Here is a 23,180-nt window from a genome sequence, read left to right on the forward strand (position 1 = left end):
GGCGCTACTCCTGCGTGTTAGCCTGCCGAAGACTCTTGAAAAAGTGTTCAAGGATACCGGCAATGTCGTCGAATGGCGGCACCTTTGTAAAATGCGCCTTGAGCATGTCGTTCAGATCAGATAAGGGAACCTGGTCCATCATATCGGAGTCGCTGTAGGCCCATGCTCGCCCGGGATGCATGGTGTCCCAGGGAGAACGTTTGTTTGCCCGCGTGGTGGCTGCGTCCCCGTGCTTGCCGATGCCAAAGATGAGCTTGACCTCGTTGTTCCACACCGGCCGAAATACGTCTATCAGATACTTCTCAGTGGCTGTCTGCCAACCGCTCTGGACGACCAGATACCTGCAGGCAAAGTCTTCGATCTTTAGGTTGCTGGCCTTCCCGATACTACGACGCGCGTGATCCTGCAGCCGAGCATGAAGTCGCGTGCCCTGCTGTTTCGGTGTGGTCGCCGCGCCGTCCTGAGGGTCGGCCTTCCCGACATAAACTGGTGTTTCACTTGCCCGGATAGGTTCGTATTGGGGAAAGTCCCCCTCGTAGTAGAGGGCATACACCCCGCTGCCATAGAATCTGACGACGTCCGCTAGAGGGACCTTTGGCTGGGCAACGAGTGCAACGCCAATAAACTTTCCGACGATTCTAGGATCAGAGGGATCAAAGAAGTTCAGCGGCGCGTGAATCGGGTCAAGCCGAGCCTCCATCTCCCTAAGTCCATCAATCGCCTTGATGAGGCGCGTTCGCAGTTGTTTTCGATGCTTAGCCGAAAGCGCCGAAGAGCTAACCGAGAGTTTGGTCGTTAGTTCATCTAGGTGGGTGAGAAGTGCGGCTGCTGAGTTTTCGCTCACGGCTGCCTCTCATGGGCTCCAACATCGAGACGAGACGCGATCGAGCCGGCAATGACTTTCGCTAGGCGGACTGGGACGGCGTTCCCTAGCTGCCGCATGGCTTCGGACCACGCGCCCTCGAGTGCGTAGTCATCCGGAAACGTCTGAAGCCTCGCTGCTTCTCTGATGCTGAAGTACCGAACGGATCCATCGTGGCGGGCGAGCATGTTCTCTCCCCCTGGTACGCCATGAACACCTGCCTTCAGCGTCTTGGAGGGAAGGTCCAGCAGGCTGCCCGTGTGCCCGCTGTAGGAGCGGGCACCAGGCTGGAACTTGTGGTTGTGATATGTGGCAGCCAAGAGGGGTTGTTGCTCTGGGTCGGGAAGGCCTTGCAGCGCGTCGCGCACGGTCAGCCAGCGCGCACCTGATGGCGCTGTGGCCAATTCCCGAAGGCGATCACGCTTGCGCTTCTCCTGGGTGCTGAGCTTTGGTCGCTTTGGCCTGGCGATCTGATGCTCGTCCCAGTACTGCTCTGTTACCCATTGCTCCCAGTACAGGCGCTCTTTCGAGTGGGTCGGCTTTGGGAAGCTCCAGTCGATCCCAAGGTCACTACGAAAGCCAACGAGGATCACTCTCGCACGCGTCTGAGGCACACCATAGTCGGCCGCATTGAGGGCCCTGAAGGTCACGTTGTACACAAGCCCCTTCTGCGAGCCGCTCGAATGGTGCCGTTCGAGGCGAGCTAGGTGCTCGTTCCACAACTCATCGTCCTTCATGACCAGCTCCGGGTATGTCAGGCGAAGAAACACGTACTCGAAGTACTCAGCGAACTTCTCACGAAGAAGCCCACGAACGTTCTCGAACATGAACACCTTGGGTTGAAGTTCCCGCACGGCGCGAGCCGCCTCCGGAAACATGTCGCGGGAGTCTTGATGTCCCCTGTGCTTGCCGCCCACCGAAAACGGTTGGCACGGTGGGCCACCAGAAACGAGATGGATTGGCGCGCCGATGCGGTTATACCGAAACTCCCTTACATCACCTTGGAAAGGTTCGGGCCAGTGAGGCAGAAATGACAAGTCACTTTTGACTGCAGAAGCGATCGATCTTGCTTTGTTCTCACGTACCGAGTCGCACGCCCAACGGTCGCGCTCGATGATGGCCATGTGGTGAAAGCCGGCCTGTGCAATTCCCATCGCAAGCCCACCGGCACCTGCAAAGAGCTCGATTGAGTTCACAGCGGTTGCTCCATGAAGTCCCTGAGTCGTGCGAGCAGAGCAGGCACTTTGTTGGTCTCGCATTCCCATACCACGAGAAAGGACCAGCCCTCGTCATAGAGTTGCTTCTGCACGCTCAAATCCCTTTCTCGGTTCTTGTCGAGCTTGGTCTGCCAGAACTCAAGCCTCGATTTCGGCGTCCGCGCGTTCTTGCACCCTGGATGACGATGCCAAAAGCAGCCGTGCACGAAAACCAGCTTACGGCGGCCGATGAAAGCAATATCCGGCGTGCCTATTATGTCTTTCCGGTGTAAACGGTAGCGAAAGCCGAGGCTGAAGAGCGCGCGACGAACCACCATCTCTGCCTTCGAGTCTCTCGACTTCACGCGCGACATGCGTTCGCTCCGCTCTGTGGGCGTCAGCGGGTCTAGCCGAGCCCAGGCCTGTGTCATCACCAGGCTCACTTGTCAGCCTCCTAGACCCCTGGGGTGGCAGCGCCACCATCCCGCACCCACTCGTCGACCTCCTCCTTCTTGAACTTCCAGAAGCGCCCGACGCGATGTCCTGGCATGCGCTTGGATGAGACCCACGTGTACACAGTGTCCTTGCTGACCCCGAGGTACTCCGAGATCTCTTCGACTGACTGCCATCGTTCGGCCATCCAGAGTTTTACTAGACGAGGTGATCGAAGGATGCAGGACGAACTACGCCCTAGCTTGCGGAATGACCCCCTTCTACCATCGTCCGCCGCTCGATGTCAACGCGGTTCGGTTGGGTTTGGTTGGGTTCGCTAGGGGCGGGTGCCGTTACCATCCGCCTTCTTCGGGCTTGAGGCCTGGTCCATCCGGCTTCGAGGTGGCCCGCCTCCAAGCCGACTTTCCTCAGCGGTTCCCCCCGCAGGATCCGTCGCCTTTGCTGCTGATGGCCCACCGTCGCGAAAACCTGCAGGAGAACCTCGCCACCTTCCGCAGCTGCCGTGCGATGGCTCCTTTAGCGAGCTGCTGGTGGATGGCCAGAGCCCCAGCTAGTGGCGGCATATGTTCGCCTCGGCGCAGTCCTTCGCTGGGCTTGATCAGGCGGGTCTTGTAACCGTCATCTTCGCCGTGGTGATCATCGATGAGTACCACCATGCCGCCGCCCCGAGCTACGTGCACTGGCTGGCCAATCTGCAGTCCAACCGGCTCCTCGGCCTCACCGCCATCCCTGAGCGCACCGACGGCAACGACTCTTCCATTGGTTCGGGAGCAGCACTGCCGCCGAGCAGCGTCTCTGGGGTGCCCTAAATCTTGCTCAGTCTCTCCATGTTTGCTCTACGGGATCTCTTGAGCAGCTGAGTATCAGTCAAACCAGCCTTCGTCTAGTGCCCACTCGAACAAGGCAGCTTCCAGTTCCTCGAGTCCTCCCTCCTGGAGCTGGTTCGCGATCTGAAGATAGAAGGAGCCGTCAGAACGTCTTACAATGTGCAGAACCTCCTCCCTGTTGCACAGGTCGTGCGTCACGGATTCGTTGTTCCAGTAGCTGAAGACCCTCTCTCCGCGACCCTCGGCATCGACCCAGGTGAGCCTGAGCGTCGCCCGAAACTGGCTCAGCGTGACCGCAGTCATGAGGCAATCTCAGTCGCTGGTACAAGCGTATCAGGTCCTGATGTAGGCTGGTCTGATCGTGCATGTTGCCGCTGGGTTGCTCCCATGCCACTTTCGGGATGACCAATGCTCAGGGATGGTGGCTGCACTTCGTGTTTACTGTGCTGGGGCCTGTCCCGCCATGAAGCTTGCCGAGATCCGCAGGGCGGTCGATGAAGGGCTGACGGTGCACTGGCAAAACCGGGAGTATGAGGTTATCCGTTCTTCAATGAATCCTTTTTATCTCATCCGATCCAGAGCCACAGGTCACTGCATTGGTTTGACTTGGGCTGATGGGGCCACATTGAACGGGAAGGAGGAGGATTTCTTTATAGGAGACTCGGCACTCACCTGAGCCCAGTCACGAGGCCAGGACGTTCCACTAAATCGCTTCCAGGAGGTCCTGTCAGTAGCCGAGGCAAGCATCCCACTCCCATTCGCCTGTGCTGGCAGCTTGCCCGCCTGACTAACGGCATGCGTGAACCTCAGGCGTTCGCAGGACTTACTGTCGAGATGAAGGTGTCTCTGTGGGGAGCTGAGAGGCTCAGCCCCTGAGCAGCTCCCGCAGGAACATATCGCTCAAGGCCACCGCTGTGGCCCAGTTGTCCGGCTCGCTCAGTCCCGAGCTGCGGGTGGGCTTGAAGCTGTGGTCACCTCTGGCGATCCAGCGCAGCTGTACCTGCGGCGAAAGGCTGTAGGTCTCCACCTCCTCCCGCCGCCCGAAGCTGTCCCGCTCCCCCTGCAGGATCAGGGTGGGAGTGCTCAAGGTAGCCAGGTGCTCGGTGCGCAGCTGCAGCAGCTTGCCGGGCGGGTGGAAGGGGTAGCCGAGGCAAAGGCAACCGGTCACCCCGTCGCTGGCGGCCAGCTCATCGATCAGCAGGCTGGCCACCCGGCCGCCCATCGACTTGCCACCGATGAACACCGGCCGGCCCGGCTGCTCCGTCTGCTCCAGCCGTGCCTGCTGGCGGAACGCCTCCTGCAACACCGGCATCCGGTCAGGTCCCTGGCGGCGACCCGTCTCGCGCATCCTGGCCATGTAGGCAAACTCAAAACGCACCACCCGCCAGCCCAATTCGGCCATTCCACTGGCGATGGCCGCCATGAACGGGCTGTCCATCGGTGCACCGGCCCCATGGGCCAGCAGCACGGTGGCCGGCGCGGCGTCGGGACCATCGATCAACCGCGGAGCGGAGGCGAGAACTTCAGCCGTCATGAGCAGATCGGCTCCGGTGCGTTTCCGGTCGCTCCAGGTACCCCGCCGCCCACACCGCCGGTGCTATCCCGTGGGGCACGATCCGCCGGTAGGGCTCACTGGCCAGGATCTCCTTAACCGACTCCCCAAGTAGTACATTGGAGCGGCTGTCCGGCAGACGGTGGCTGAGGGTCTGGTGGATGCGCAGCAGGTACCAGGCGGTGCCATCAATGCCGGCGGTGAAACGATCCCAGCCGTGCGGGTCACGGCGGGCATCGAGCACCTGATCCCGGGCGTTGTGGGCCTTGTCGGCCGCCGTCACCAGCAGGGAGGTCTCGCTCTTGTGGTCCAGCGAGGCCACATAGCGGGTCTTGCGCACCAGCCAAGGTTCTTTGCCTGGGCCGGTCAGGCCCTCGGCGGTGTCGGTGCAATCCACCACGATGGCGGCCACCTCCTCCCCGAAGCGCTCGGCAATCGAGCCGTGGCTCTGGCCCGCATCCTCGATGGAGTCGTGTAGCAGGGCGGCGATCGCCTGAACCTCCGTGCCGCCGTCTTCCCACACCAGGCCGCTCACGGCGATCAGGTGGGAGATGTAGGGCACCGGCTTGCCCTTGCGGATCTGGGTGCGGTGCAGCTGGGCGGTCCAGAGCAGGGCCTCGTCATACCGCTCGCTGTGGGTGGGGGGCTTGTTCGTCATCAACAGATCTTGGATCGCTTCACGGTTTGGCGCTGGCCTGTGCGTCTCTCGCCTGACGGGCCTGGTTGCTCGTGCCGAGGAGCTCCAGCTGCACCACGGCACTTCCGCCCCACCCGCTCAGGCATTAACGCCTATTGCGCCTGCAGGCAGGTCGTCCGATCGTTCCTGAATCGGATTCGGAGGCCCTTCGATGGATGACACTCCCCCGGGTCAGGCGTCAGGAGCGCGCTGACGATCCGGCCCCTGCTCCAACACTCTCATCGGATCTCTGGCTTCCCTGGCGTGTCACGCCGTCGCCGTCCACTGCACCGTTAACGGCCTCGCCCAGGTGCCCCGGACCCATCGGGAAGTCCCACTGGAACCCTGGCCCCAGGTGCCAGCGTCAGCCACTCCGCCCCCATCAACCAAACTCCTTCAGAGCCCGGTGGCCTCGTCACCGGGCTTTGTCGTGATCCCCTGTTCCATGGCTGACCTCGCCCGGACCCACCAGGCCCTCGCTGAGGACTACCGCTGGCATTTGCAGATCGCCGCCGGCAAGCTGCTCGCCCAACCCAGCTGGTCGTTGGAGGCCACGGTGGCGTTGATCCACACCCAGACCCAGGGCATCACGATTGGTCCGGTGAGGAGCCTTCCCCTATGGCTGGATCACCTCCCACCGGAGCTGGATGCCTTCGTGAGGCTGCAGGAGCAGGGGGTGAGCTTCGAGGAGGCCTACCAACGCTGCCTTGCGGAACAAGGTCAGGAGTTCCCCGCTGCGATCGAGGCCAGCAAAGCCAGTGGGGCGCTGGTCAGCCACGACAACCTGGCCGAATTCGCGGCTCTCTCCCAGAAAGGCTTTGCCCGTGACCCCAGGGAACTGCTGGTGCTGGCCAAGTGGCCGGACAACGTCACCGGCTTTCTGCTGTCGTGTGAGCAGCTGAGCTGGAGTCAGCTCAAAGAGCCAGCTGCTGGAAGGCTCACTCCTCCTCTTCCGTTGAGCCAGCTGGCACCAGGCGGATCTGCTTGCGACCCAGCTTGATCTCAAACTCATCGCCGGGCTTGAGATCCAACAGCGCGGAGTAGGCCTTACCGATCAGGAGGTTGCCGTTGCCCTGGACGGTGGCCACGTAGCTCAAGCTACGACCAGCCTTCCCTTTGGTTTTGCCGTTTCCATCACCCAGGCTGACGCCCTTGGCTTCCAGCAGGGCCTCATAGAACGCCGTGAAGTTCAGGCGTTCGTTGCCGTCCTTCTTGGTGCTCACATAGCCGGCGGCTCGCACCAGATCGGACTTGGAGACATCACCCAGCTCCTTGACTTTGGCGAGCAGGTCAGTTCCGGTTAGGGCCATGGGCGTGGCGTTCAAAGCTTGAATGTAACGAGCAAGCCGATGACGACCAGAGCCAAAAGGTGCGGTTGTCCGTCCTCTCAACGCAGGCTCTCGCAGGCCACCTCATCACCATTGCCATCGAGGTAGGTGTGGCCCTGGCGCAGCAACTCCTGGGCCTTTGCAAAACTGCCGATCTGCTTGCAGCGGTAACGCTGGCCTGCAATCGCAGCTGGGGCTGTCCCAGCAGGGGCCACACCTGAACTGACCGCACGACTGCTTCCACCCGTACGCCGAGCCCGCCGAAACTCCCAAGGCCTCGTGATGCCGCCCGGCGTCCTCCACACCCCGTAGCGGCTGCGGGAAGCGCGGAACTCGGCATCCAGATACTCCCTGGCGTTGCACTGGCTCAGGTACTGGCGGTAGGCAAACGCCTGGCCGTCCTCCACCATCGCCAGGTTCAGATTCACCTCCCCGATCACTTCCGCCACGGTGCGGCCATAGCGGTCGAACGTCTGGGGAAGCAGCGTCACCGGAGTGCCGATCCGCAGCCGCGTTTGCAGATAGGCGCGGGACTGGGCGCCATAGGGTGCCTGGGCCATCTCGGGGGCATCGATACAGGCCAGCCGCACCGTGATCCGCTGCTGGCCCTGCTGCACCCGGATCGTGTCGCCATCGCCGATCGAGAGCACCGTGGCGCGGATGGATTGTGCCCTGCTGGCAGCACAACTAAGCCAAGTCGCCAGCGTCAGACCCAAGAGCAGCAGAGGAAAGCGATTCATCGCAAAAGTCTGGCTGGGCTTCACCCTGAGGCCCCTCTTCACAGAGGCCGCGGGCCGTCCCGCTTCCATGGCCAGGCACTTTTGCAAAGCAGTGACGCGATAAAGACACTTGCACAGTTACTTGACACCTGCACTGCAAGTGTGCATACTTGGATCATGGTGAAGGTCTCCGCTACCGCTGACGCCCGCTATGGCCTCGAGGATCTCCTCACGGCCGCGGGCGACCTGCTGGGGGAAGAGATCTCACCCCGCACCGTGCGTCTCTATGCCACCCAGGGGTTGATCGATCGCCCCGGCAAGGAGGGACGCAGTGCGGTCTATAGCCACCGCCATCTTCTGCAACTGATGCTGGTGCGCGCCCTGGCCCGGCGCGGTCTGAGCCTCTCGGCGATTGCTCCCCTCTGCGTTCTGGCCGATGCGGAGTTGGAGCAGCAGCTGGAGCAGCTGGACGGGGAGGGAGCGACGGCCATCGTCCCCTCCGCTCCAGCAGGCAACGAGGCCCTCGACTACTTGAGGGATCTGTCGTCTCCAGCCGGCGACGCCGACGTTCAAGCCAGCGAGCCCCCGTTGTTCGCACGAAAAAACAGCTCCATGAGCCCCGTTCTCGGGATGCTCAGTACACCCCTTTCTTCCCTCACCCGCTCCTCCCGCTCCCGCTCGGGATCTTCCTCTCGCTCCAGCGATACCAATAGCCGCTGGCACCGCCTGTCCCTCGCCCCCGGCATCGAACTGCACCTGCGCGAGTCCGTCTCCATCCCCCCCGCCGGCTCCCGTCGCCGGATCTGGATGCAACGCCTGCTCGAACGCCTCAGCGACCAGCTCGACGAACTCTCCCCCTGAATTCTTTTCCCAAGCACCCAACCGCCAACGAACCCCCATGTCCAATCCCACCCTGCGATTCCGGCCCCTTCGCCCGGCGGTGGCGGCCGATGGCGCCTCCACCCTCGACCTGCTGATCACCATCACCCCCCCTGCCTCGGAAGCAGAACCCCAGCGACAGCAGCGACCGCCCCTGAACCTGGCCCTGGTGATCGACCGCTCCGGCTCGATGAGCGGAACCAAGCTCAGCTTTGCCCGCAAGGCCGCCCGCTTCCTGGCAGGAGAGCTCACCAGCCGTGATCGCCTCGCCATCGTCACCTTCGACGGCGAGGTGAAGGTGGTCGTGCCCTCCACCCCCGTCACCGATCCCCAGCCCTTCATCGCCGCGATCAACACAATCCACAGCGGTGGTTGCACGGCCCTCTTCGATGGCTGGCTGGCCGGAGCCACCCAGGTGGCCGAGCACCTCGATCCCACCCAGCTCAACCGGGTGCTGCTGCTCTCCGATGGCCAGGCCAACGAGGGCCTCACCAATCAAGGGGAGATTGCCGACAAGGTGGCGGGCCTGACCCAGCGGGGCATCAGCACCAGTGCCTTTGGCCTGGGGAATGACTTTGACGAGGACCTGATGGGCGCCATGGCCGCTGCAGGTGATGGCACCCTGGCCCACATCGAAACCCCCAGCCAGCTGGCGGATCTCTACGCCTCCGAGCTTCAGGGGCTGGCCACCACCATCGGGCGGCGAGTCAGCATCGGTCTACGGGGCAAGCACGGCGCCGAGGTGGTCGATCTGCTCAACGACCTCAAGCCCACCGGCGCCGGCAATCACCAGCTCCCCAACCTGCGCGCCGGCCAAGAGCTCAATGTGGGTGTGCAGCTCAAGCTGCCCGCCTGGATCCCCAATCAGGAGATCCTCAGCGTGCGCCTGGCCTGGGATGCCCCCGGCAGCAGCGAACGCCAGACCCTGATCGAGCATCTTCAATTGCCCGTGATGGAAAGCGAGGAGCTCAGGGCACTGGACCCCGATGCGGCCGTGGCCGAGCAGCTGGAGCTGCTGCGCTCCAACCGCGAACGCAGGCGAGTGATCGAGGAACTCGATCGGGGCGATGTCATGGCAGCTGGTGCCAGCCTGCGCTCCCTGCACGCCCGCTTCATGGCCATGCCTGGCAGCCCCAGCGTGAGCCGCGAACGAAAGCTGCTCAGCGAAAAGCTGGAGTTGCTGGAAAGCGATCCCAACCGCAGCCGCAAGCGCCTCAGCCGTGAGTCGATGCGTTCCAGCGCCAACGTCTATGAGGAAAACGATGAGCAGGACTGAGGTAGTAGCGATCGGAGATGTGCACGGCTGCGCCTCACTGCTGGAGCAGGAACTCACCCCGCACCTGGATTCGGGCGCGGAGCTGATCTTCCTCGGGGATCTGATCGATCGGGCCCCTGAGCCCGATGGCGATCGCAAGGTGCTGGAACGGGTGTGGCAGCTGCAGGACAACCCGGCGGCCTATGGCCTTTCAGGGGTAACCGTGCTGATGGGCAACCACGAGCAGATGCTGCTGGACGCCATGGATCATCCCGCACCCGAGGAGGGCTTGGATCTGTGGGAATGGAGTGGAGGCGATCGGGAGCTCGTCTGCTTTGCGGCCGAGCGCAGGGTCTGGTTCGAGCAGCTGCCGGTCACCGCGATTCGCGGCAACTACCTGTTCGTGCATGCGGGGGTGCGGCCCGGGGTTCCGCTGGAGGAGCAGGACTTCATGGATCTGATCTGGATCCGCCAGCCCTTTCTCTCCAAGCCCCACGGATTGCCCTACATCGTGGTGCACGGGCATACCTTCAGCAACGACTACCAGGTGACCCACCTGCCGCACCGCATCGGGATCGACACCGGGGCGTATGAGAGCGGAATCCTGACGGCGCTGCCGCTTGAAAATCCTTATGAACCAACTGAAGGAGCAGACCAGTGAGCCATCAAGAGAGCTGCCGTGTTGTTCGGCTGGCCAAAATCGACTCCTTGCATCGGGCGCACAATCTGCTTACAGACAGTCACTATCAATACTTACTGTTTAATGAGGGCCAGTCTAAGATCGCACAGGTCCTCGTACTCGATAAGATTCTCAGTCTGGATCGCAACGATAATCCCATCAGGCAGCTCGTCTGGTGTTTCGGTGACGTTGCCAACCATGTGAACCACAATCGCAACTGCTGGCAGCATACGGGCCAGCTGCCCCTCAAGAGCAACTCCAACTTGAGCCGCAAGCAACTCTGCCGTGAGTCAATACGCACCAAAAGCAATACACGGGAGGAACACCGTGGCCAATGGGCACCTCACCCTAAAAATGATGGGTTAGTATCCTGATGGCCATTTATGAATGCCTGCCACAACTAACTGCAGAAATCTTCCCCAGTGCATTTGCACATCAGAATTGTGCATGAGTAAGATGAAGATGAAGAGCCTGGAACAATCGACTCGGGAGGCCGTCAAAGCTAGTCGGGAGGCACTTGCGTCAACACAGCAAGAGGCCCAGTCGTTGATCAGCAGCATGAACGAAGAGATCGTTCGGCTCAGCTCCTCAACACCTGATAAGGCTTCTGGTCGATTTATAAGTCATATTCAAGAGCGAACAGCAGAGATTGAGCGGCTGTTTGCCAAGCAGGCGGGTGTGGCCGAAAGCTTCAACATCGTTCTGTTCGGACGGACAGGTACTGGCAAAAGCACATTGATCGAAGCACTCACAAGAGGAAACGGACTACCCGTTTCGCATGGTGAGAGCGACTGGACAACCAATGTGGAGCCTAAGGACTGGGAATCGTGCAAGGTGTACGACACACCGGGGGTCAATGGATGGGGTCGGATGAACAAACGAGTCGACCTTGAACAGCGTGCCCGTTACGCAGTAGAGGTGGCAGACTTTGTACTTGTTTGCTTTGACAGTCAAAGCCAACAAGCTTCGGAGTTCACAAAAGTAGCTGAGTGGGTAAATCAGTTCAACAAACCTGTAATCGCTGTCTTGAACAATCGCAACTCGGTATGGCGGCTACCGCCACGAGTGCCAATCGGTAGCGCCAGAGCAAGCCTTTCAAGAACCGTAGCTCAGCACGCTGGCAATATTCAGGACGAACTGGCAAGTGTATCTATGCTTGGAGTTCCAGTGGTGGCGGTCGCATCAAAACGTGCACTTTTTGCACGGGCCACTTTGCCCTATCACGGGCCAGATCGCGAAACACTGGAATTGCACCGTCAGAAGTATGGTGCCAAGAAGCTTGAGTTGTGGTCAAACTTACCCACCCTCGAAGGGCTACTCGTTCGTTGCATCGAAGAAAACGCTGTTGCGCTCCGCATGGGCGCACTCCATGATCAACTTCGCGGTGTTCTCAACGCACTTTGCGAAGACATGGATGCGACATCTAAAGAAGCCATCGCTGAGTCCAGTGTCCTGGAGGCCCAGACCATAGAACCGCTGCTATGTCTCCTGGGCTACCCCGTGACAGATGCTGCCCGAATGGCTTACTTCTGCGAAGGGGTGGATCGTCTCGATGCTCTGGAAAGACTTCGAGGACGATTCCAAGCGCCGAGCGTCGGGGAGTTCAAGGTGTTCGTCCAACAGCGCCTGACAGCAGAGCTAGGAGCACTGAGGTCGAAGTCTCTAGACGCCGCCGAGGAAACTGTTGCAAGTGCCTTCGATCGAGGTGAACGAATCACCGGAGAGCAGGTGCGGAAGAAATGCCTATCAACCTCAGAGATGGAGACGGCAGCTAAGTGTGTCTTGGCTGAGGCCCATGAATTCATCAGTCGCCGCACGCGGTTGGCGTACCAAGACAGCATTGCAGACCTGAAGGCACGGTTACTTGATGCGAAAGATGTGACTGGGGACGCCGGTGCGGGATGGAAATACGGGTCCTGGAGTCTGAAGGCAGCAGGCGTCCTAGGGGGCATCGCGGCATCGTTGGGGACTATGGCGGTCACGAACTTCTGGAATCCGCTCGGTTGGGCTGCAGGAGCAGCGGCTGGTGTGGCCGTAGTGGGAAGTGGAGCCGCATGGTTACTGGGATGGCTAGGAGGAGAGTCCAGAAAGCGTGCCGAGGCGCAGAAGCTCAAAGCCCGCCGGGAGGCACTCGCGAACGTCCGCCAAAGCGTTTACACCGTCTACGACGAGTTCAAAGATAGTGTCTCGCAAGAAGCGGAGAAAATTGCTTCCTCTTCTGCCGGAAGGGTCGTCCTACCAGCTGTCAACCAAGCGCTTGATCTCCGAAGTCTTGGATCTGCAGGCGAAAAGATCGCATTCCGTGCGCATTCAATAAAAGCTGAGTTGCCGGAGAAGACAAATCCGCAACGTCTGTTGTGGGAAGCGAAGGAAGCCAGTGAACGGTCGGTGGAGGATGGTGATCCCAACGTCCCTTCAAAGTACTGGCTCGGTGACTCGTGGATCGATGACCCCGAGGGTCTCCAACAGGCTTTTCACCTTGGAGAGCATAAGCGAAGCACATTCAGCGATCCAGGAGTCCTTGAAAGCTTGTTCTCCACCTTCAGAGATGTCTGGGCACACGTGACGAGCGACGTCAAGCCAGGTTCAGGTAGAAGGTGGCTTGACCAGGCTAATCAAGCTCTGATCGGTGATGATTTGGCAAAGACCGCATTCGCGGAACTCAATGCCATCGCAGTTCGTGGTCGTCCACGATTACACTTAGTCGGTGACTACAACACAGGTAAGTCAAGCTTCATTAAGCGGCTGCTCTTGGACGTCGGGCAGCCTGTCCCAGGCGACCTTCACATCCGTGCAAATCCCACGACGGACAAAGAGATAATCTATGAGTGGGGAAGTCTCGATCTCGTAGACACTCCAGGTTTCCAGAGCTCGCACGAGAGCCATACAGAGGCGGCTCGTCGCTCATTCCCTGACGCCTCGGCGATCCTTTACCTCTTCCAACCTAATCTACTGACTGGTGACGATGCATCTATGCAACTCGTCTTGAAGGGAAGCCGAGATGAACTTCTTGTCCCGAAAGCTTCAAGAACATTTTTCATCGTGAACCGTTCAGATGAACTTGGCGTCGATCCTGTGGACAACCCAACACGCTACAGGGAGCTTGCAGTGCGTAAGCAACGGGAGTTGTCCGAGGCGCTTGGGAGCCGTGGCATCTCGATGTCCCCTAAACGGATTCTTTGCATGGCGAGCGATCCGTTTGGTCTAGTCGGAGATCGAAGGGATGCAACATCAGAGTCATATGACTCCAACCGCTCATGGGATGGCTTCGATCAGTTCACGCGGGCCTACCGAGAGATCGAGGCCGAGTTACTACAAACTGGTGTTGACAGATCGCTGCTAGAAGGAGGGTTGGCCCGACTAGCTCGTCTCGACGCACGACAAGGCGCAGTAATGAATCAGCTTGTTGCTCAGGCTGATGCCATAGGGAGGCTCCTTAGCCTCGTCACAGAACAGAAGGGAGAAGGAAAGCGCCTCGCAGACGACCTTCGCGCAAGGTTGCAACGGCGGGTCGAAGAGCAGGCTGCGTCTCTCCGGGATGAAGTGCTCTCTGAGACCGATCCAGTGCGGCTCAAGCTGAAGGCCTCGAACTTACAAAAGTGGTGGGAGGACAAGGCTCTAGCGGTCGAATTGGAGCAGTGGGGAAAAGTCGCACAGAAGGAACTCGAAACTTGGCGAACCCAGACAGAGGAAGTCATTAACCGACGCTTCGCCTCAGCAGAGTTTGCCCATGCCTTTCCTGATCCCACAGTCGGAGATGGTCCAGCATCGCCCAGCGATTCGAAGGGTAAGGCGTGGTTTCACGACGCCTTTGACAAGACGAGCCGTTTCGCAGGTGGAGCATCGAGAGACGTGGTATTTGGCATTGGAAAAGGACTTGGATTCAAGTTCAAGCCGTGGGGAGCAGTAAAAGTCGCTCGATCTCTCGGAAAACTTGGAGCCGTGATGTCAGTCGTAGGAGTAGTATTAGATATCGCATTTATTTTCTGGGAGGAGCATCTCCATGAGAGGCGCGAAGAAGATCGGAAAAAGCTCGCGGAATGGCTAGCTCAGACGGTACCCCGCGTCGTAGCAGCTATTGCTGATGGCGACGCCGAAGAGTGCGGTCTGATCATGGCGGCTGGTAAATACATCGGGCTGCTCAACTCCTACTCGATAGAGCTTGAGACAGAGAAGATTGCCAAAATGCAGGAGATTGCTTCGATTGAGAAGCAAAGAGAACTCTATGCGGTACTCGGCGATAGCGCCGAGCAATCGCTCGGCGGACACCTATGGGAGGAACGATGAATCTAGACAGAGATGGATGGATCGATTTGGTATGGACTTCTCTTCGCGATATTCCCACAGGCGATGTAGTTGAGAAGCTTGAGTCTGCTTGGCGAGACCATCAGTCCAGGGAAAAACCGGTAGCCGCAATTTATGGCGCTTATGATGCTGGTAAATCCTCTCTTCTCAAGCGCCTGCTGTTTGAGGATGGAGTAGCTGTTCCATCTGAGATCACGGTGTCCGGTCGCCGTGAAACGTTCTCAGTTGACGAGATCACAGGATCCACATGGACATTCCGCGACAGTCCAGGCTTTGCAGGCGGCAATGATGAGCACGACATAAAGGCACTTGAAAGCCTTGATCTCGCGGACCTGCTTATTTGGGTTCTTCCACCACAGCTCGTCACGAGTAACAAAGAAACCTTCGACGCGATCGTGACTGGTGAAAGATTTGGTGTTACGGGAGATCACGTCACAGACTCGCTCCTCGCCGTCATCTCACGCATCGACGAAGCAGGTATCGACCCCTCTGAAAACCCAGAGGGGTTCCGGAGTCTCTGCTCACGCAAACAGGCTGAGTTCAAGTCTCTCTTGGACGCGATCGGTTCAACAAGCCCCCGATGGGGTGTTCACCCTATTAGCGCTGACCCCTACCAGAGTGTTGGGAACGAGCAGCCGGATGCCAGCCTCTACGAAATGGGGTCTGGCTGGGACGGGGTGGGGGAGCTTCGAGAAGCGCTTACACAAGCTCAGCTAAGTGTCCCCGAGTTGCGGACACTGTCCGGGTACCGCTTTGCATCTCATGCGATCACCAGCTTCACTCGGATGGTGAAAGTCGAGCAAGCATTGCGCGAGGAGGCCATAGCAACGTGCGAGAACGAGCTCGAGCGCGTTGCTCTTTTGCGCACCAGTCTCGACGCGCTACGGCGCAAGTGCGAGGCAGACCTCCACCGTCTCATGGAGGATGAGCTATTGAGCGCAATCAGAATAGGAACGGTATCTGCAGCAGAGGCGTTACAGACTCGACTGGTTGAAGCGTTGGATCAATGGAGCGAACAAGCCTATGCAGAATTCGAGAACCTTGCTGCGTCAGCAGACCAGGAGGCCAGCGAGCGTGGTCGAAGTCCTGCTATGAGGCGGCTTAGAGAACTGATACTCGAGATGGGCGCGGCCGAATCCGATTCGACAAAGACCAGTGGAGAAGGGAAGGCCAAGAAGCGCGCCAGCCAGTTCTCTCGGGCCTTCCGAGATGGCTTCAAGGCATATGCCCGTGTGGACCTAAGCATGTCCCTTGATGAAGCAGCAAAGTTCGTTAGAGAATGGAAACAGTCGGGTCTTGGATGGGATGAGTTTCGGAAGGCACACAATGTCAAGAACTTTCCGACTGAAGAAGTGGCAAAAAAAGCCAGCAAATATGTCAAGTGGGCTGAGGCATTAGACAGCGTTGGTCCAATCATGGAGCAACTTGGTCCACTACTCTATGACATAGGTAGTGACGTACTTTCGGCTATAGAGGCAGAGAAGAAGGCTCATCAGAGGCAGAAGCTCCGCGATGCACTCCGCGGCGCTGCCGCCGAAGTTGAGGACGAGGCGAAGACCGGCATGGGAGAGATGACGGGGACCTTTAGTGAATGGCTCGACCAGCAAGAAAAGATCCACCTACCAGCCAAGCAAGCTCTCGCTGCTCAGCAATCAGAGCTCATACGCTTCGAAGCTGAACTTGCATCCCTACTTCGTCAGCGGCCGACATAATCGCCGATTAGATATTAACCTCAAAGCCACTTCGCTTTTGTAGCGGTCTGAACCGATTGGCTGGCTGGATGATGTGGCAGCAAAGTCAAACCAAGATCGCATTATAACTTATAGGATAATCACTATTATTCTGCCATCACTGTGGTGCCGGATGTTCACTTCAGTATCTAATGCCATGTGGACATTGCACTGATTTAAAATCACCATCAGCTTGCCCACTTTCGATCAAGGTGGCGGCCGCTGGCTGGCAGCAGCTGTCATTGTCATACCCCTTCCGGCGCCCAGCCCCGCTGGCGCGTCATGTCCTCGGTCCAACCCTGGCAGCGGCGGGTGAGGTGCTCCCCATGGGCCAGCAGCCCCTGGTGCAACTGACACGTGAGCAGCGGGATGCAGTTCGCGCCCGCGTGGTGGCGGAAAAAGTGGCAGGTGAGGCATACCTTGTGGCTCCGGCTGGCCACCAGCACCTCCTCATCGAGATATGGCCACTGCTCGTAGCCGCCATCGTCTGCCGCTGAGCTGGGCGAAGGCCGGGCGCCGCGGGAGCGAGGCGGGGAAGCAGCCACAGCAACACCATCACAGAGAACACCTGTACTAGCAGAAGCCGCCTGGTCCTGGCCGGCACAGGCGCGACCTCGGGTGGAGCCCCAGGTGACAAAGGCGCGGCGAGAGCAGGCTTGTTGGCCCGGCGCCCTTGGCCAAGCAAGCACCACACCTTGACGCCGGCCGCAGGACACGATCACCGCCACCCCGGATCGGCGGCAGCCGAGGTCGAACGCGGATAGGTCAGCACCTCTGGGGGGTGTTCAGCCACGGCCCCGGTGAGTACCACCCGAAGGCTGCGCTGGCCTGCTCGGTTCGGCAAGGGCTGACGCGAGGCGCTTCGCGCCCCCTGCCTTCCCTGCGCGGGCCGCGCTGTCAGATCGGGTCCCTCACCTCAAGGCCATGGCCACACCCACTGCCCCCAGCTGCGAAATCCGCCGCGTCATCGTCCACTTCTATCCCGATGGGATCAAGGGCGGCGCACACCCCTGCGAGCAGCGGTTCTTCGGAAAGCGCGGCAAGCCGGTCAAGAAGATCCGCTTCGTGCCGGCCGAAAAGGCCTTCGCGATCGCCCGCAAGCTGCAGGGCACCCGGGGCTGCACCGTCTCGGTGATCTGATCCCCACAGGGGCCAGCCCCAGGGGGCCTTGCGGCCCCCATTGTCCCGACGGCTTTAGGGGACACCAGCGGGGGAGGCGGCGGCCCTCCTCAGCATGCGCGGCGGGGCAAGGGCTGCGCGAGGCGCTGACGCGCCCCTTGCCCACGCCGCACAGCGCTTCGGGGTCCTTCGCCTGGTTCGGCCATGGCACCCATCACGATCTATGCGTCCACGATGAGCGGCATCACCTGGAGGGCCGTCACCGGCCAAGCGGTGAGCCAGCACCTGCTGATGATCGAGATCAGCAAGGCCGGCAAGCACGGGCTGCTGCTGGAAGAATCCCGGCCCTGGGATGCCACCTGCAAGGTGTGGCGCTGCCCTCGGCCCTCCGGCATCCCGAAGTATCTCTGGTCACTGCTGGAGCAGAAGCTGCGCCAGATCGAGCCGCTTCAGAAGCCTGGCCCTGTGGCGGTTCCTGCGGGGCGTCCCTGGCGTGGGCTGTCCTCCCAGGAGGTCACTCTGTCGGGCCTGGTCCCCTTCCCGGCCTTCCTGGCAATGGAGCTGATCGAAGCCCACCACCCTCATCTCTATCGCCGGGAGTTCGGCGTCCGGGCCTGATAACGGCCCACCGGGGCGGCTGGCGTCAGCTGGCGGCCCTTTCCTACCTCCTGGCCGGCGCCGGTGAAGGCCAGCAAGCAGGGCAGCAATGCAATGCCGGCGAAAAGGTCAGCAAGGCTAACGGTCACACGCTGCTCCATCGGCCCACCGCTCCACCCGCTCGCGCCTGCTCGGGGTTCCCGCGCCAGCCTCGGCGCAGCACCAGACGGCGGCCAGGCGGCTCCAACCGCTCGTTCCCGCTCGGGTGTTGCGCTGCGCCCCGTGGCCGCCTCAAGCAGGCCAGTCGATGCAGGAGGAAAGTCAGACGACGTTGAGGTGATCGGAACAACGAATTTCCAGATTTTGCGACATTTCCAAGGCAGTACGCGCGCGTTTCTCGTATTCGGGGGTATATCCCCCTTTTTTGCACTTCACTTGATTTGATTGATCGTGAGTTTGGATCCCTGTCGCGTGCTTGGTTGTCATTGCGGTTGACAATCGCGCTTTGGTTGGTTGAGGAACTCCCTCGCTCCGCTCGGTCGAGTTGGCTGCGGACACGAGGCGCTTGGATGGTGCGCCCCGCCACCACTGACGGAGCGCGGTTGGATCAACGTCTGGCGCCGGCTGGCTTCTTGGCGTAGCTGGCCAGGTAGAGCTCGCTGGCGCTCATGCTCTGCAAGTTGGTCGGCTGGCCGTTGCCATCGAACTCAGCGATCACCGTGGCGGGGCCAAGGCCGCCACGCTGGTTGAACAGGAAGCTCAGCACCGGATGGGTGCGGAGCGACTCGATGTGATCGGCGGCGTCGAGGTTGCCGTGATCGCCGAGCAGCACGTTGCCCTTGGAATCGATCGGCTCCAGTAGGTCACGGCCGGCAGCGTCCTTGGTGAGGCGGAACTCGGCGCCGACCTGGTGCTTGAAGATCTCAAAGAACGAGCCGCGGTTGTCCCCACCGGCGCGGCCATCGGCGTCGACGAACAACCGCTCCAGCAGCCGCTCCTTGCGCAGGTTCTGCACGTCCTGGAGCGCCTCGTCCCGTTCCTTGGCGGCCGCTTTCACCTTGCGGGCGGCGGCGGCCTCGAGCTGGAGTTCACGGCTGGCGATCTCGCGCTCCAGCTGCTCCTTCTGCCGTTCGGCCTCTTGGAGGCGCTCGTACTCGTCGGGGTTGATCTTGGAGAACTGGGCGAGCTGGCGCTTGATCGTGCGCAGCTCCCGCTCCAGCTGGTTGGTCTTGCGCCGCTCCGCCTTGAGCGCATCGGACGGCTCGGAGCGGGAAGCCTCGACCTCCTCGCCGGGCTCGTCCAGGGGCTCATCCGGGTCGAGGTCGTCGTCCTCAAGGTCGTCGTCTTCCGGTTCCGGCTGAGCAGGCGGCTCCTGGTTGGGCCAGTGCTGCGGTTGCGCGTAGCTGACGACCTGCTGTTGCAGGTCCTGAGAAAGGCGTTTGGTCATCGGTCCACCCATCACGGCTGTGGTTGAAGCGAGCGCCCCATCCGGGCTGTGCTCACGCTTCCTATTGCCACTGCCCCATCACGGAGTGACGGGCGGTGGATCCGGCGGCAGGTCCAGATCCCAGAGGTCATCGGCAGCGGAAACGCCCCGCAGGGGCGGCAGGTAGATCCAGCCGCCGGCACTCAGCAGGGTGCCCGGCCTGATCAACGGCACCTGCAGCACCTGGCCCGGGTCCAGCTCATCAGAGGGCCGGATCGCCGGCACCTCGAGCAGCACACCAACCGGAAGCGGATCACTGCGAGGCCAGCGGTCGTAGTCCGGGTTGTAGAGCCGCAGCCAATCCACAGTCGTGTCGTAGTCGATCGCCAGCTGCTTGAGCGTGTCGCCGCTCACGGTGGTGTGGCCATCGGCGCGCAGCAGCGAAGGGCTGAGCTTGCGCAAGAAATCCACGGTGGTGCCGTAGCGGGCAGCCAACACGTTCAGCGTGTCGCCGGTGGCGGTGGTGATCGGCCCCTGCTGAGCCAGATCCGGGTTGACCACCCGCAGGGTCTGCACCGTGGTGCCGTAGCGCTCGGCGATCAGGTTCAAGCTGTCGCCGGTCTCGATCACCAGCACGCGGTTGGGCTTGAGGGCAAAGCTGATCGCCTCCCCCAGCTCCGGCTGCACCTGCAGACCGATCCCGCCGGGCCCATAGGCCTGGCCGATCATCAGCAGGCTGGCGCCAGCCAACACCGCCCGGGGGCTGAGCGGCAGCACGCCAGGCGTTTGCAGCAGGGCCAGATCACCCAGCCAGCACACCCCCTCGGCGGGCACCTGCACGGTGGTCGGCCGCGGTGGCTCGGTGGCTGGCGGCACCGGAAGCGGCTGGAAGGTGGCCCGTAGGCCCGGGGTCTGCCAGTCCTGCTCGGCCGCCAGCCAATCCCAGGGATTGGACTGGGGGGTCGCTGGCGGCAGCAGGGCGGCGCGGGTGAGGTAGCCCTCGCAGAGGATGTCGCCGGTGTCGATGCCGGGGCCGTTGTCGCGGCTGGAGATCAGCTTGGTTTGCTGGATCGAGCAGTCGATCACCTGACGGCAGACCGTCACCGGGTTCTTGGCGCCCGGGTGCTGCTGCTGCTGGAGCATCAGGCGCACATTGGCGACCTCCTGCAGCGCCGTGGCCGGTGTGGTGCCCATCAGGAGCGGATCAAGGTGCCGGAGAACGGTGTCGGCGCCGGGGGGCACCAGGAGGCCAGGCCAGGCAGGATCAGCAGCAGGTTGGCCACATGGCCGCGCCGCTGGGCGCCGGAGCTGAGGCCGTAGCTGTTGGCGGTGGGTTCGGCGTATTCCGTCGACACCTCCTCCATCAGCAGCTCGGTGGCGTACTCGATCACATCGAGCTTCTTCTTGGGCAGCTCAGCTGGCACCGGCCCAGCGGCAGCCTTGCGGGTGGTCTTGATCACGAACGGCTCGGCGGGCGTGCCACCAGATGCCAGACCCGCGTCAATCACGGCGATCGCGTCGAGAGATGCCTTGGCGCCAGGGATCGCCTCGGGGTAGCTGTGCTCCAGCTGGGCCATGGCGTCATTGATGGCGCGCAGAGCAGGGGCGGTGACGGGGATCAGCAGGGCGCGCCGGATCGCTTCCAGATCCGAGGGGCGCCAGGCGTTGGGATGAGCAGGTGGGCCGCTCATCAGCTCAGCTCCGGAGTGGGCACAGCGAACGATTCGGTGGCCGAGCCGCTGATCGGGTTCACCACACCCGGGGCAGCAGCCAGCGACAGCTGGTGACGCAGCTCAGCGGTGCTGATCACACCACGCTCATGCAGCGTGAGCCACTCGCCCACGCTCGGCTGGGGCCGCAGCGGCGGGGTGAGCGGCGTCACGGTGAGCGCCAGGCCGGCACCAGCCACCAGGCTGTCGCCAGTCAGGGAGCACCAGTGCTCCAGCACCGTCGCGAAGACCGACGTTTTCTGGGTGGCCAGCGACTGGAGCAGGGCGTAGGCCTGGCCGGCGGTGAGCGAAATCTCGGTTTCACTGCGGCCAGCGCCACGGTTCTGGGTCGGCACCAGCGCATCACGGCGCATGGTTTCATCCAGCAGGGTCAGGTAGGCGCGGTGTTCGGCAAGCGAGCGGGCGCGGATCTCCTTCCAGTTGAAGTCCGCCCCTTCCGGCAGGTCCATGAAGGTGGAGGTGGAGAGCACCAGCTGCTCGGGGGCGCGGGCTTCGCCGTCCTCGCTGCGCTGGAAGCCGTATTGATCCACCAGGCCGCTGCGCACACCCACCGGCAGGGCGCAGCGGCTGAGCAGGTCCTCGTATTCGCTCTTCAGCCGGTAGTGGGTGAGGTACTGGTTGGCCAGGCCCAGGTGGGGCAGATCCCCTTCCCCGAAGGCCGCCCCATCAGCGGCGTACCAGACCACCGGCATGGTGTGCTGACGGGGCAGCAGCAACGGTGGGCCAAGCCGCTGGGCCTCGTATCCACTGGCGGCACTGCTGCTGGCGACCGCGCCATTCGGCACAGCGGCAAAGGTTTCGACTGCCAGGCCGTCATCACCGAGGGTGGCCTGGTGGTACAGCCAGTCCTCGAGCCGCGGCGCCTCGGCCCCATCGGGCGACAAATGATGCACTGGGATGGCGCTGTCATAGAGCGGCTGCCGGGGAGCCCTGCGGTCCTGCCGCCAGTTCAGCCGGTGCGGCGGGCTGTCGGGGCTGGGCAGGTGCCAATCCAGCAGATCACCGCGCGGCACCAGAGAGAGACGCGGCAGCGAAAGGCGATCACCACGGCGGATCGCATCGAGCCGGTGACCTTCTGATGGCCAACCTCGCAGGGGTGGCAGCACCAGGATCAAGCAGCCGCCATCGCGCAGCACCAGCAGATCGGCGATGAACAGGAACACACCCAGGTCGGTGCCGCGCCCGTCGACATCGGAGATCACCCGCTGCAGCGAGGCCGGCAGGGCCAGGTACTCCAGGAAAGACAGCATCCCGGCGTAGGTGCGCAGCGCATCGCGGAAGAAGCCGCTTGGGCGGGCGTTCTCCACCCGGTTGCGGTAGTTGGCGTCAGGCTCCTTGGCGCCAGGAGGCAGGTAGACGCAGCGGCGGCTGACGCCGCCGGGCGCATCGAGCAGGTTCCAGCAGTCGAAGCAGAGCTGCAGCTGCTCCCGCAGGGAGCGGAGGGTGGCGTGCTCCCGCCAAGGCTGCAGCGACAGGGCGGTGCCTTCCGCCGCCAGGGCCCGCTCCTCAGGCGGAGAAAGCGGCAGCCACTCGTTGCGGGATCGGTTGCGACTCCTGGAGGTCAAGCGCCTGGTGCTGCTGTGGGCTATTGCCACACGAGGGGGGTGCCCTATGGATGGCGACCGACGGCATCCAACGGCGCCACCCGCCATGCAGCCACCTTCTGCAGAGCAGACAGGACAACGGCATGGACAAGGAAATCTTGAGTCACTGGGAGATGAGCAACACCATGAGGTGTGGGGGCTGCTCATCTGAAGCAACCTGGGTGTCAGCCGGTCTGCAGGCGGAACGGTTCATGCCGAACAGTGGTTTGCAGACCCGCAGACATGCGGGCCTGCCAGGGCTGG

The 23,180-nt window shown here is 61.6% G+C and carries 24 protein-coding genes; 10 read left to right on the forward strand and 14 right to left on the reverse strand.

Translation table 11 applies throughout. The features are described 5' to 3' along the window. Positions 1–4: 4 nt before the first annotated feature. The 4 genes from ACWJI3_RS03090 to mads1 are packed head-to-tail and all read right to left on the reverse strand — an operon-like array spanning position 5 to position 2,698. Positions 5–844, reverse strand: a complete 840-nt coding sequence (locus ACWJI3_RS03090) for an Eco29kI family restriction endonuclease (RefSeq protein WP_480202836.1) — start codon at positions 842–844, stop codon at positions 5–7. Beyond that, positions 841–2,058 (reverse strand): DNA cytosine methyltransferase, encoded by a 1,218-nt coding sequence (locus tag ACWJI3_RS03095; RefSeq protein WP_480202837.1) that lies wholly within the window; start codon positions 2,056–2,058, stop codon positions 841–843. The genes ACWJI3_RS03090 and ACWJI3_RS03095 overlap by 4 nt, the downstream gene beginning before the upstream one ends. Next, a complete protein-coding gene (locus ACWJI3_RS03100; protein WP_480202838.1) occupies positions 2,055–2,489 on the reverse strand; it encodes a very short patch repair endonuclease in 435 nt (144 codons plus the stop codon). Before ACWJI3_RS03100 ends, ACWJI3_RS03095 begins: the two co-directional genes overlap by 4 nt. A gap of 23 nt (positions 2,490–2,512) precedes the next feature. Further along, a complete protein-coding gene (mads1, locus tag ACWJI3_RS03105; protein ID WP_480202839.1) occupies positions 2,513–2,698 on the reverse strand; it encodes a methylation-associated defense system helix-turn-helix domain-containing protein MAD1 in 186 nt (61 codons plus the stop codon). Positions 2,699–3,074: 376 nt separating this feature from the next. Here mads1 and ACWJI3_RS03110 point away from each other — a divergent pair, with 376 nt between their 5' ends. After that, positions 3,075–3,320 (forward strand): DEAD/DEAH box helicase family protein, encoded by a 246-nt coding sequence (locus ACWJI3_RS03110; protein ID WP_480202840.1) that lies wholly within the window; start codon positions 3,075–3,077, stop codon positions 3,318–3,320. Between the two features lie 54 nt (positions 3,321–3,374). Here ACWJI3_RS03110 and ACWJI3_RS03115 read toward each other — a convergent pair whose 3' ends face one another. After that, positions 3,375–3,641 (reverse strand): hypothetical protein, encoded by a 267-nt coding sequence (locus tag ACWJI3_RS03115; RefSeq protein ID WP_480202841.1) that lies wholly within the window; start codon positions 3,639–3,641, stop codon positions 3,375–3,377. A 160-nt stretch (positions 3,642–3,801) separates the two neighbouring features. Here ACWJI3_RS03115 and ACWJI3_RS03120 point away from each other — a divergent pair, with 160 nt between their 5' ends. Further along, entirely contained in the window at positions 3,802–4,014 is a 213-nt protein-coding gene (locus tag ACWJI3_RS03120; RefSeq protein ID WP_480202842.1) for a hypothetical protein, read from the forward strand. A gap of 189 nt (positions 4,015–4,203) precedes the next feature. Here the strand turns inward: ACWJI3_RS03120 and ACWJI3_RS03125 are convergent, their stop codons facing one another. Further along, on the reverse strand, positions 4,204–4,872 hold the full coding sequence (locus tag ACWJI3_RS03125; RefSeq protein ID WP_480202843.1) for an alpha/beta family hydrolase: 669 nt from the start codon (positions 4,870–4,872) through the stop codon (positions 4,204–4,206). Next, positions 4,862–5,548, reverse strand: a complete 687-nt coding sequence (locus ACWJI3_RS03130) for an HD domain-containing protein (protein WP_480202844.1) — start codon at positions 5,546–5,548, stop codon at positions 4,862–4,864. Before ACWJI3_RS03130 ends, ACWJI3_RS03125 begins: the two co-directional genes overlap by 11 nt. A gap of 463 nt (positions 5,549–6,011) precedes the next feature. On the opposite strand from ACWJI3_RS03130, the gene ACWJI3_RS03135 reads away from it, so the two are divergent. Beyond that, entirely contained in the window at positions 6,012–6,566 is a 555-nt protein-coding gene (locus ACWJI3_RS03135) for a hypothetical protein (protein WP_480202845.1), read from the forward strand. Here ACWJI3_RS03135 and ACWJI3_RS03140 read toward each other — a convergent pair. Then, a complete protein-coding gene (locus tag ACWJI3_RS03140; protein ID WP_480202846.1) occupies positions 6,505–6,876 on the reverse strand; it encodes an AbrB family transcriptional regulator in 372 nt (123 codons plus the stop codon). The genes ACWJI3_RS03135 and ACWJI3_RS03140 overlap by 62 nt on opposite strands. Positions 6,877–6,953: 77 nt before the next feature. Continuing rightward, positions 6,954–7,634, reverse strand: coding sequence for a thermonuclease family protein (locus tag ACWJI3_RS03145; RefSeq protein WP_480202847.1), 681 nt, complete (start codon positions 7,632–7,634; stop codon positions 6,954–6,956). A 156-nt stretch (positions 7,635–7,790) separates the two neighbouring features. Here ACWJI3_RS03145 and ACWJI3_RS03150 point away from each other — a divergent pair, with 156 nt between their 5' ends. The 5 genes from ACWJI3_RS03150 (at position 7,791) to ACWJI3_RS03170 (ending at position 16,443) form a co-directional block, all read left to right on the forward strand. Further along, the gene (locus tag ACWJI3_RS03150; RefSeq protein ID WP_480202848.1) at positions 7,791–8,474 is read left to right on the forward strand and encodes a MerR family transcriptional regulator; all 684 of its coding nucleotides are present in this window, start codon (positions 7,791–7,793) and stop codon (positions 8,472–8,474) included. Positions 8,475–8,511: 37 nt separating this feature from the next. Then, positions 8,512–9,768: a vWA domain-containing protein gene (locus ACWJI3_RS03155; RefSeq protein ID WP_480202849.1), complete on the forward strand. Its 1,257-nt coding sequence runs from the start codon at positions 8,512–8,514 to the stop codon at positions 9,766–9,768. After that, the gene (locus ACWJI3_RS03160) at positions 9,755–10,408 is read left to right on the forward strand and encodes a metallophosphoesterase family protein (protein WP_480202850.1); all 654 of its coding nucleotides are present in this window, start codon (positions 9,755–9,757) and stop codon (positions 10,406–10,408) included. The genes ACWJI3_RS03155 and ACWJI3_RS03160 overlap by 14 nt, the downstream gene beginning before the upstream one ends. Before the next feature lie 480 nt (positions 10,409–10,888). Further along, complete coding sequence (locus ACWJI3_RS03165) at positions 10,889–14,713, forward strand: GTPase (protein ID WP_480202851.1); 3,825 nt, start codon at positions 10,889–10,891, stop codon at positions 14,711–14,713. Beyond that, positions 14,710–16,443 (forward strand): GTPase, encoded by a 1,734-nt coding sequence (locus ACWJI3_RS03170; protein WP_480202852.1) that lies wholly within the window; start codon positions 14,710–14,712, stop codon positions 16,441–16,443. The genes ACWJI3_RS03165 and ACWJI3_RS03170 overlap by 4 nt, the downstream gene beginning before the upstream one ends. Positions 16,444–16,706: 263 nt before the next feature. Here ACWJI3_RS03170 and ACWJI3_RS03175 read toward each other — a convergent pair whose 3' ends face one another. Further along, a complete protein-coding gene (locus ACWJI3_RS03175) occupies positions 16,707–17,006 on the reverse strand; it encodes a galactose oxidase (protein ID WP_480202853.1) in 300 nt (99 codons plus the stop codon). A 379-nt stretch (positions 17,007–17,385) separates the two neighbouring features. On the opposite strand from ACWJI3_RS03175, the gene ACWJI3_RS03180 reads away from it, so the two are divergent. After that, a complete protein-coding gene (locus ACWJI3_RS03180; RefSeq protein WP_480202854.1) occupies positions 17,386–17,601 on the forward strand; it encodes a hypothetical protein in 216 nt (71 codons plus the stop codon). A 183-nt stretch (positions 17,602–17,784) separates the two neighbouring features. After that, positions 17,785–18,198: a hypothetical protein gene (locus tag ACWJI3_RS03185; protein ID WP_480202855.1), complete on the forward strand. Its 414-nt coding sequence runs from the start codon at positions 17,785–17,787 to the stop codon at positions 18,196–18,198. 586 nt (positions 18,199–18,784) lie between these two features. Here the strand turns inward: ACWJI3_RS03185 and ACWJI3_RS03190 are convergent. From ACWJI3_RS03190 to ACWJI3_RS03205, 4 genes are all read right to left on the reverse strand, one after another. Then, on the reverse strand, positions 18,785–19,624 hold the full coding sequence (locus tag ACWJI3_RS03190; RefSeq protein WP_480202856.1) for a hypothetical protein: 840 nt from the start codon (positions 19,622–19,624) through the stop codon (positions 18,785–18,787). A 78-nt stretch (positions 19,625–19,702) separates the two neighbouring features. After that, positions 19,703–20,797 (reverse strand): LysM peptidoglycan-binding domain-containing protein, encoded by a 1,095-nt coding sequence (locus ACWJI3_RS03195; RefSeq protein ID WP_480202857.1) that lies wholly within the window; start codon positions 20,795–20,797, stop codon positions 19,703–19,705. Further along, positions 20,797–21,294 carry a hypothetical protein gene (locus ACWJI3_RS03200; protein ID WP_480202858.1) on the reverse strand — a complete coding sequence of 166 codons (498 nt, stop codon included), beginning with the start codon at positions 21,292–21,294 and terminating at the stop codon, positions 20,797–20,799. The genes ACWJI3_RS03195 and ACWJI3_RS03200 overlap by 1 nt, the downstream gene beginning before the upstream one ends. Further along, positions 21,294–22,898 (reverse strand): DUF4055 domain-containing protein, encoded by a 1,605-nt coding sequence (locus ACWJI3_RS03205; RefSeq protein ID WP_480202859.1) that lies wholly within the window; start codon positions 22,896–22,898, stop codon positions 21,294–21,296. Before ACWJI3_RS03205 ends, ACWJI3_RS03200 begins: the two co-directional genes overlap by 1 nt. Positions 22,899–23,180: the final 282 nt, after the last annotated feature.

This window comes from Marcopretia estuarina LEGE 06307, assembly GCF_056633115.1.

Coding starts and splice junctions, on each gene's coding strand:
- ACWJI3_RS03100 (WP_480202838.1), bottom strand. CDS start 2,489: ATGACACAGGCCTGGGCTCGGCTAGACCCGCTGACGCCCACAGAGCGG.
- mads1 (WP_480202839.1), bottom strand. CDS start 2,698: ATGGCCGAACGATGGCAGTCAGTCGAAGAGATCTCGGAGTACCTCGGG.
- ACWJI3_RS03110 (WP_480202840.1), top strand. CDS start 3,075: ATGTTCGCCTCGGCGCAGTCCTTCGCTGGGCTTGATCAGGCGGGTCTT.
- ACWJI3_RS03115 (WP_480202841.1), bottom strand. CDS start 3,641: ATGACTGCGGTCACGCTGAGCCAGTTTCGGGCGACGCTCAGGCTCACC.
- ACWJI3_RS03120 (WP_480202842.1), top strand. CDS start 3,802: ATGAAGCTTGCCGAGATCCGCAGGGCGGTCGATGAAGGGCTGACGGTG.
- ACWJI3_RS03125 (WP_480202843.1), bottom strand. CDS start 4,872: ATGACGGCTGAAGTTCTCGCCTCCGCTCCGCGGTTGATCGATGGTCCC.
- ACWJI3_RS03130 (WP_480202844.1), bottom strand. CDS start 5,548: ATGACGAACAAGCCCCCCACCCACAGCGAGCGGTATGACGAGGCCCTG.
- ACWJI3_RS03135 (WP_480202845.1), top strand. CDS start 6,012: ATGGCTGACCTCGCCCGGACCCACCAGGCCCTCGCTGAGGACTACCGC.
- ACWJI3_RS03140 (WP_480202846.1), bottom strand. CDS start 6,876: ATGGCCCTAACCGGAACTGACCTGCTCGCCAAAGTCAAGGAGCTGGGT.
- ACWJI3_RS03145 (WP_480202847.1), bottom strand. CDS start 7,634: ATGAATCGCTTTCCTCTGCTGCTCTTGGGTCTGACGCTGGCGACTTGG.
- ACWJI3_RS03150 (WP_480202848.1), top strand. CDS start 7,791: ATGGTGAAGGTCTCCGCTACCGCTGACGCCCGCTATGGCCTCGAGGAT.
- ACWJI3_RS03155 (WP_480202849.1), top strand. CDS start 8,512: ATGTCCAATCCCACCCTGCGATTCCGGCCCCTTCGCCCGGCGGTGGCG.
- ACWJI3_RS03160 (WP_480202850.1), top strand. CDS start 9,755: ATGAGCAGGACTGAGGTAGTAGCGATCGGAGATGTGCACGGCTGCGCC.
- ACWJI3_RS03165 (WP_480202851.1), top strand. CDS start 10,889: ATGAAGAGCCTGGAACAATCGACTCGGGAGGCCGTCAAAGCTAGTCGG.
- ACWJI3_RS03170 (WP_480202852.1), top strand. CDS start 14,710: ATGAATCTAGACAGAGATGGATGGATCGATTTGGTATGGACTTCTCTT.
- ACWJI3_RS03180 (WP_480202854.1), top strand. CDS start 17,386: ATGGCCACACCCACTGCCCCCAGCTGCGAAATCCGCCGCGTCATCGTC.
- ACWJI3_RS03185 (WP_480202855.1), top strand. CDS start 17,785: ATGGCACCCATCACGATCTATGCGTCCACGATGAGCGGCATCACCTGG.
- ACWJI3_RS03190 (WP_480202856.1), bottom strand. CDS start 19,624: ATGACCAAACGCCTTTCTCAGGACCTGCAACAGCAGGTCGTCAGCTAC.
- ACWJI3_RS03195 (WP_480202857.1), bottom strand. CDS start 20,797: ATGGGCACCACACCGGCCACGGCGCTGCAGGAGGTCGCCAATGTGCGC.
- ACWJI3_RS03200 (WP_480202858.1), bottom strand. CDS start 21,294: ATGAGCGGCCCACCTGCTCATCCCAACGCCTGGCGCCCCTCGGATCTG.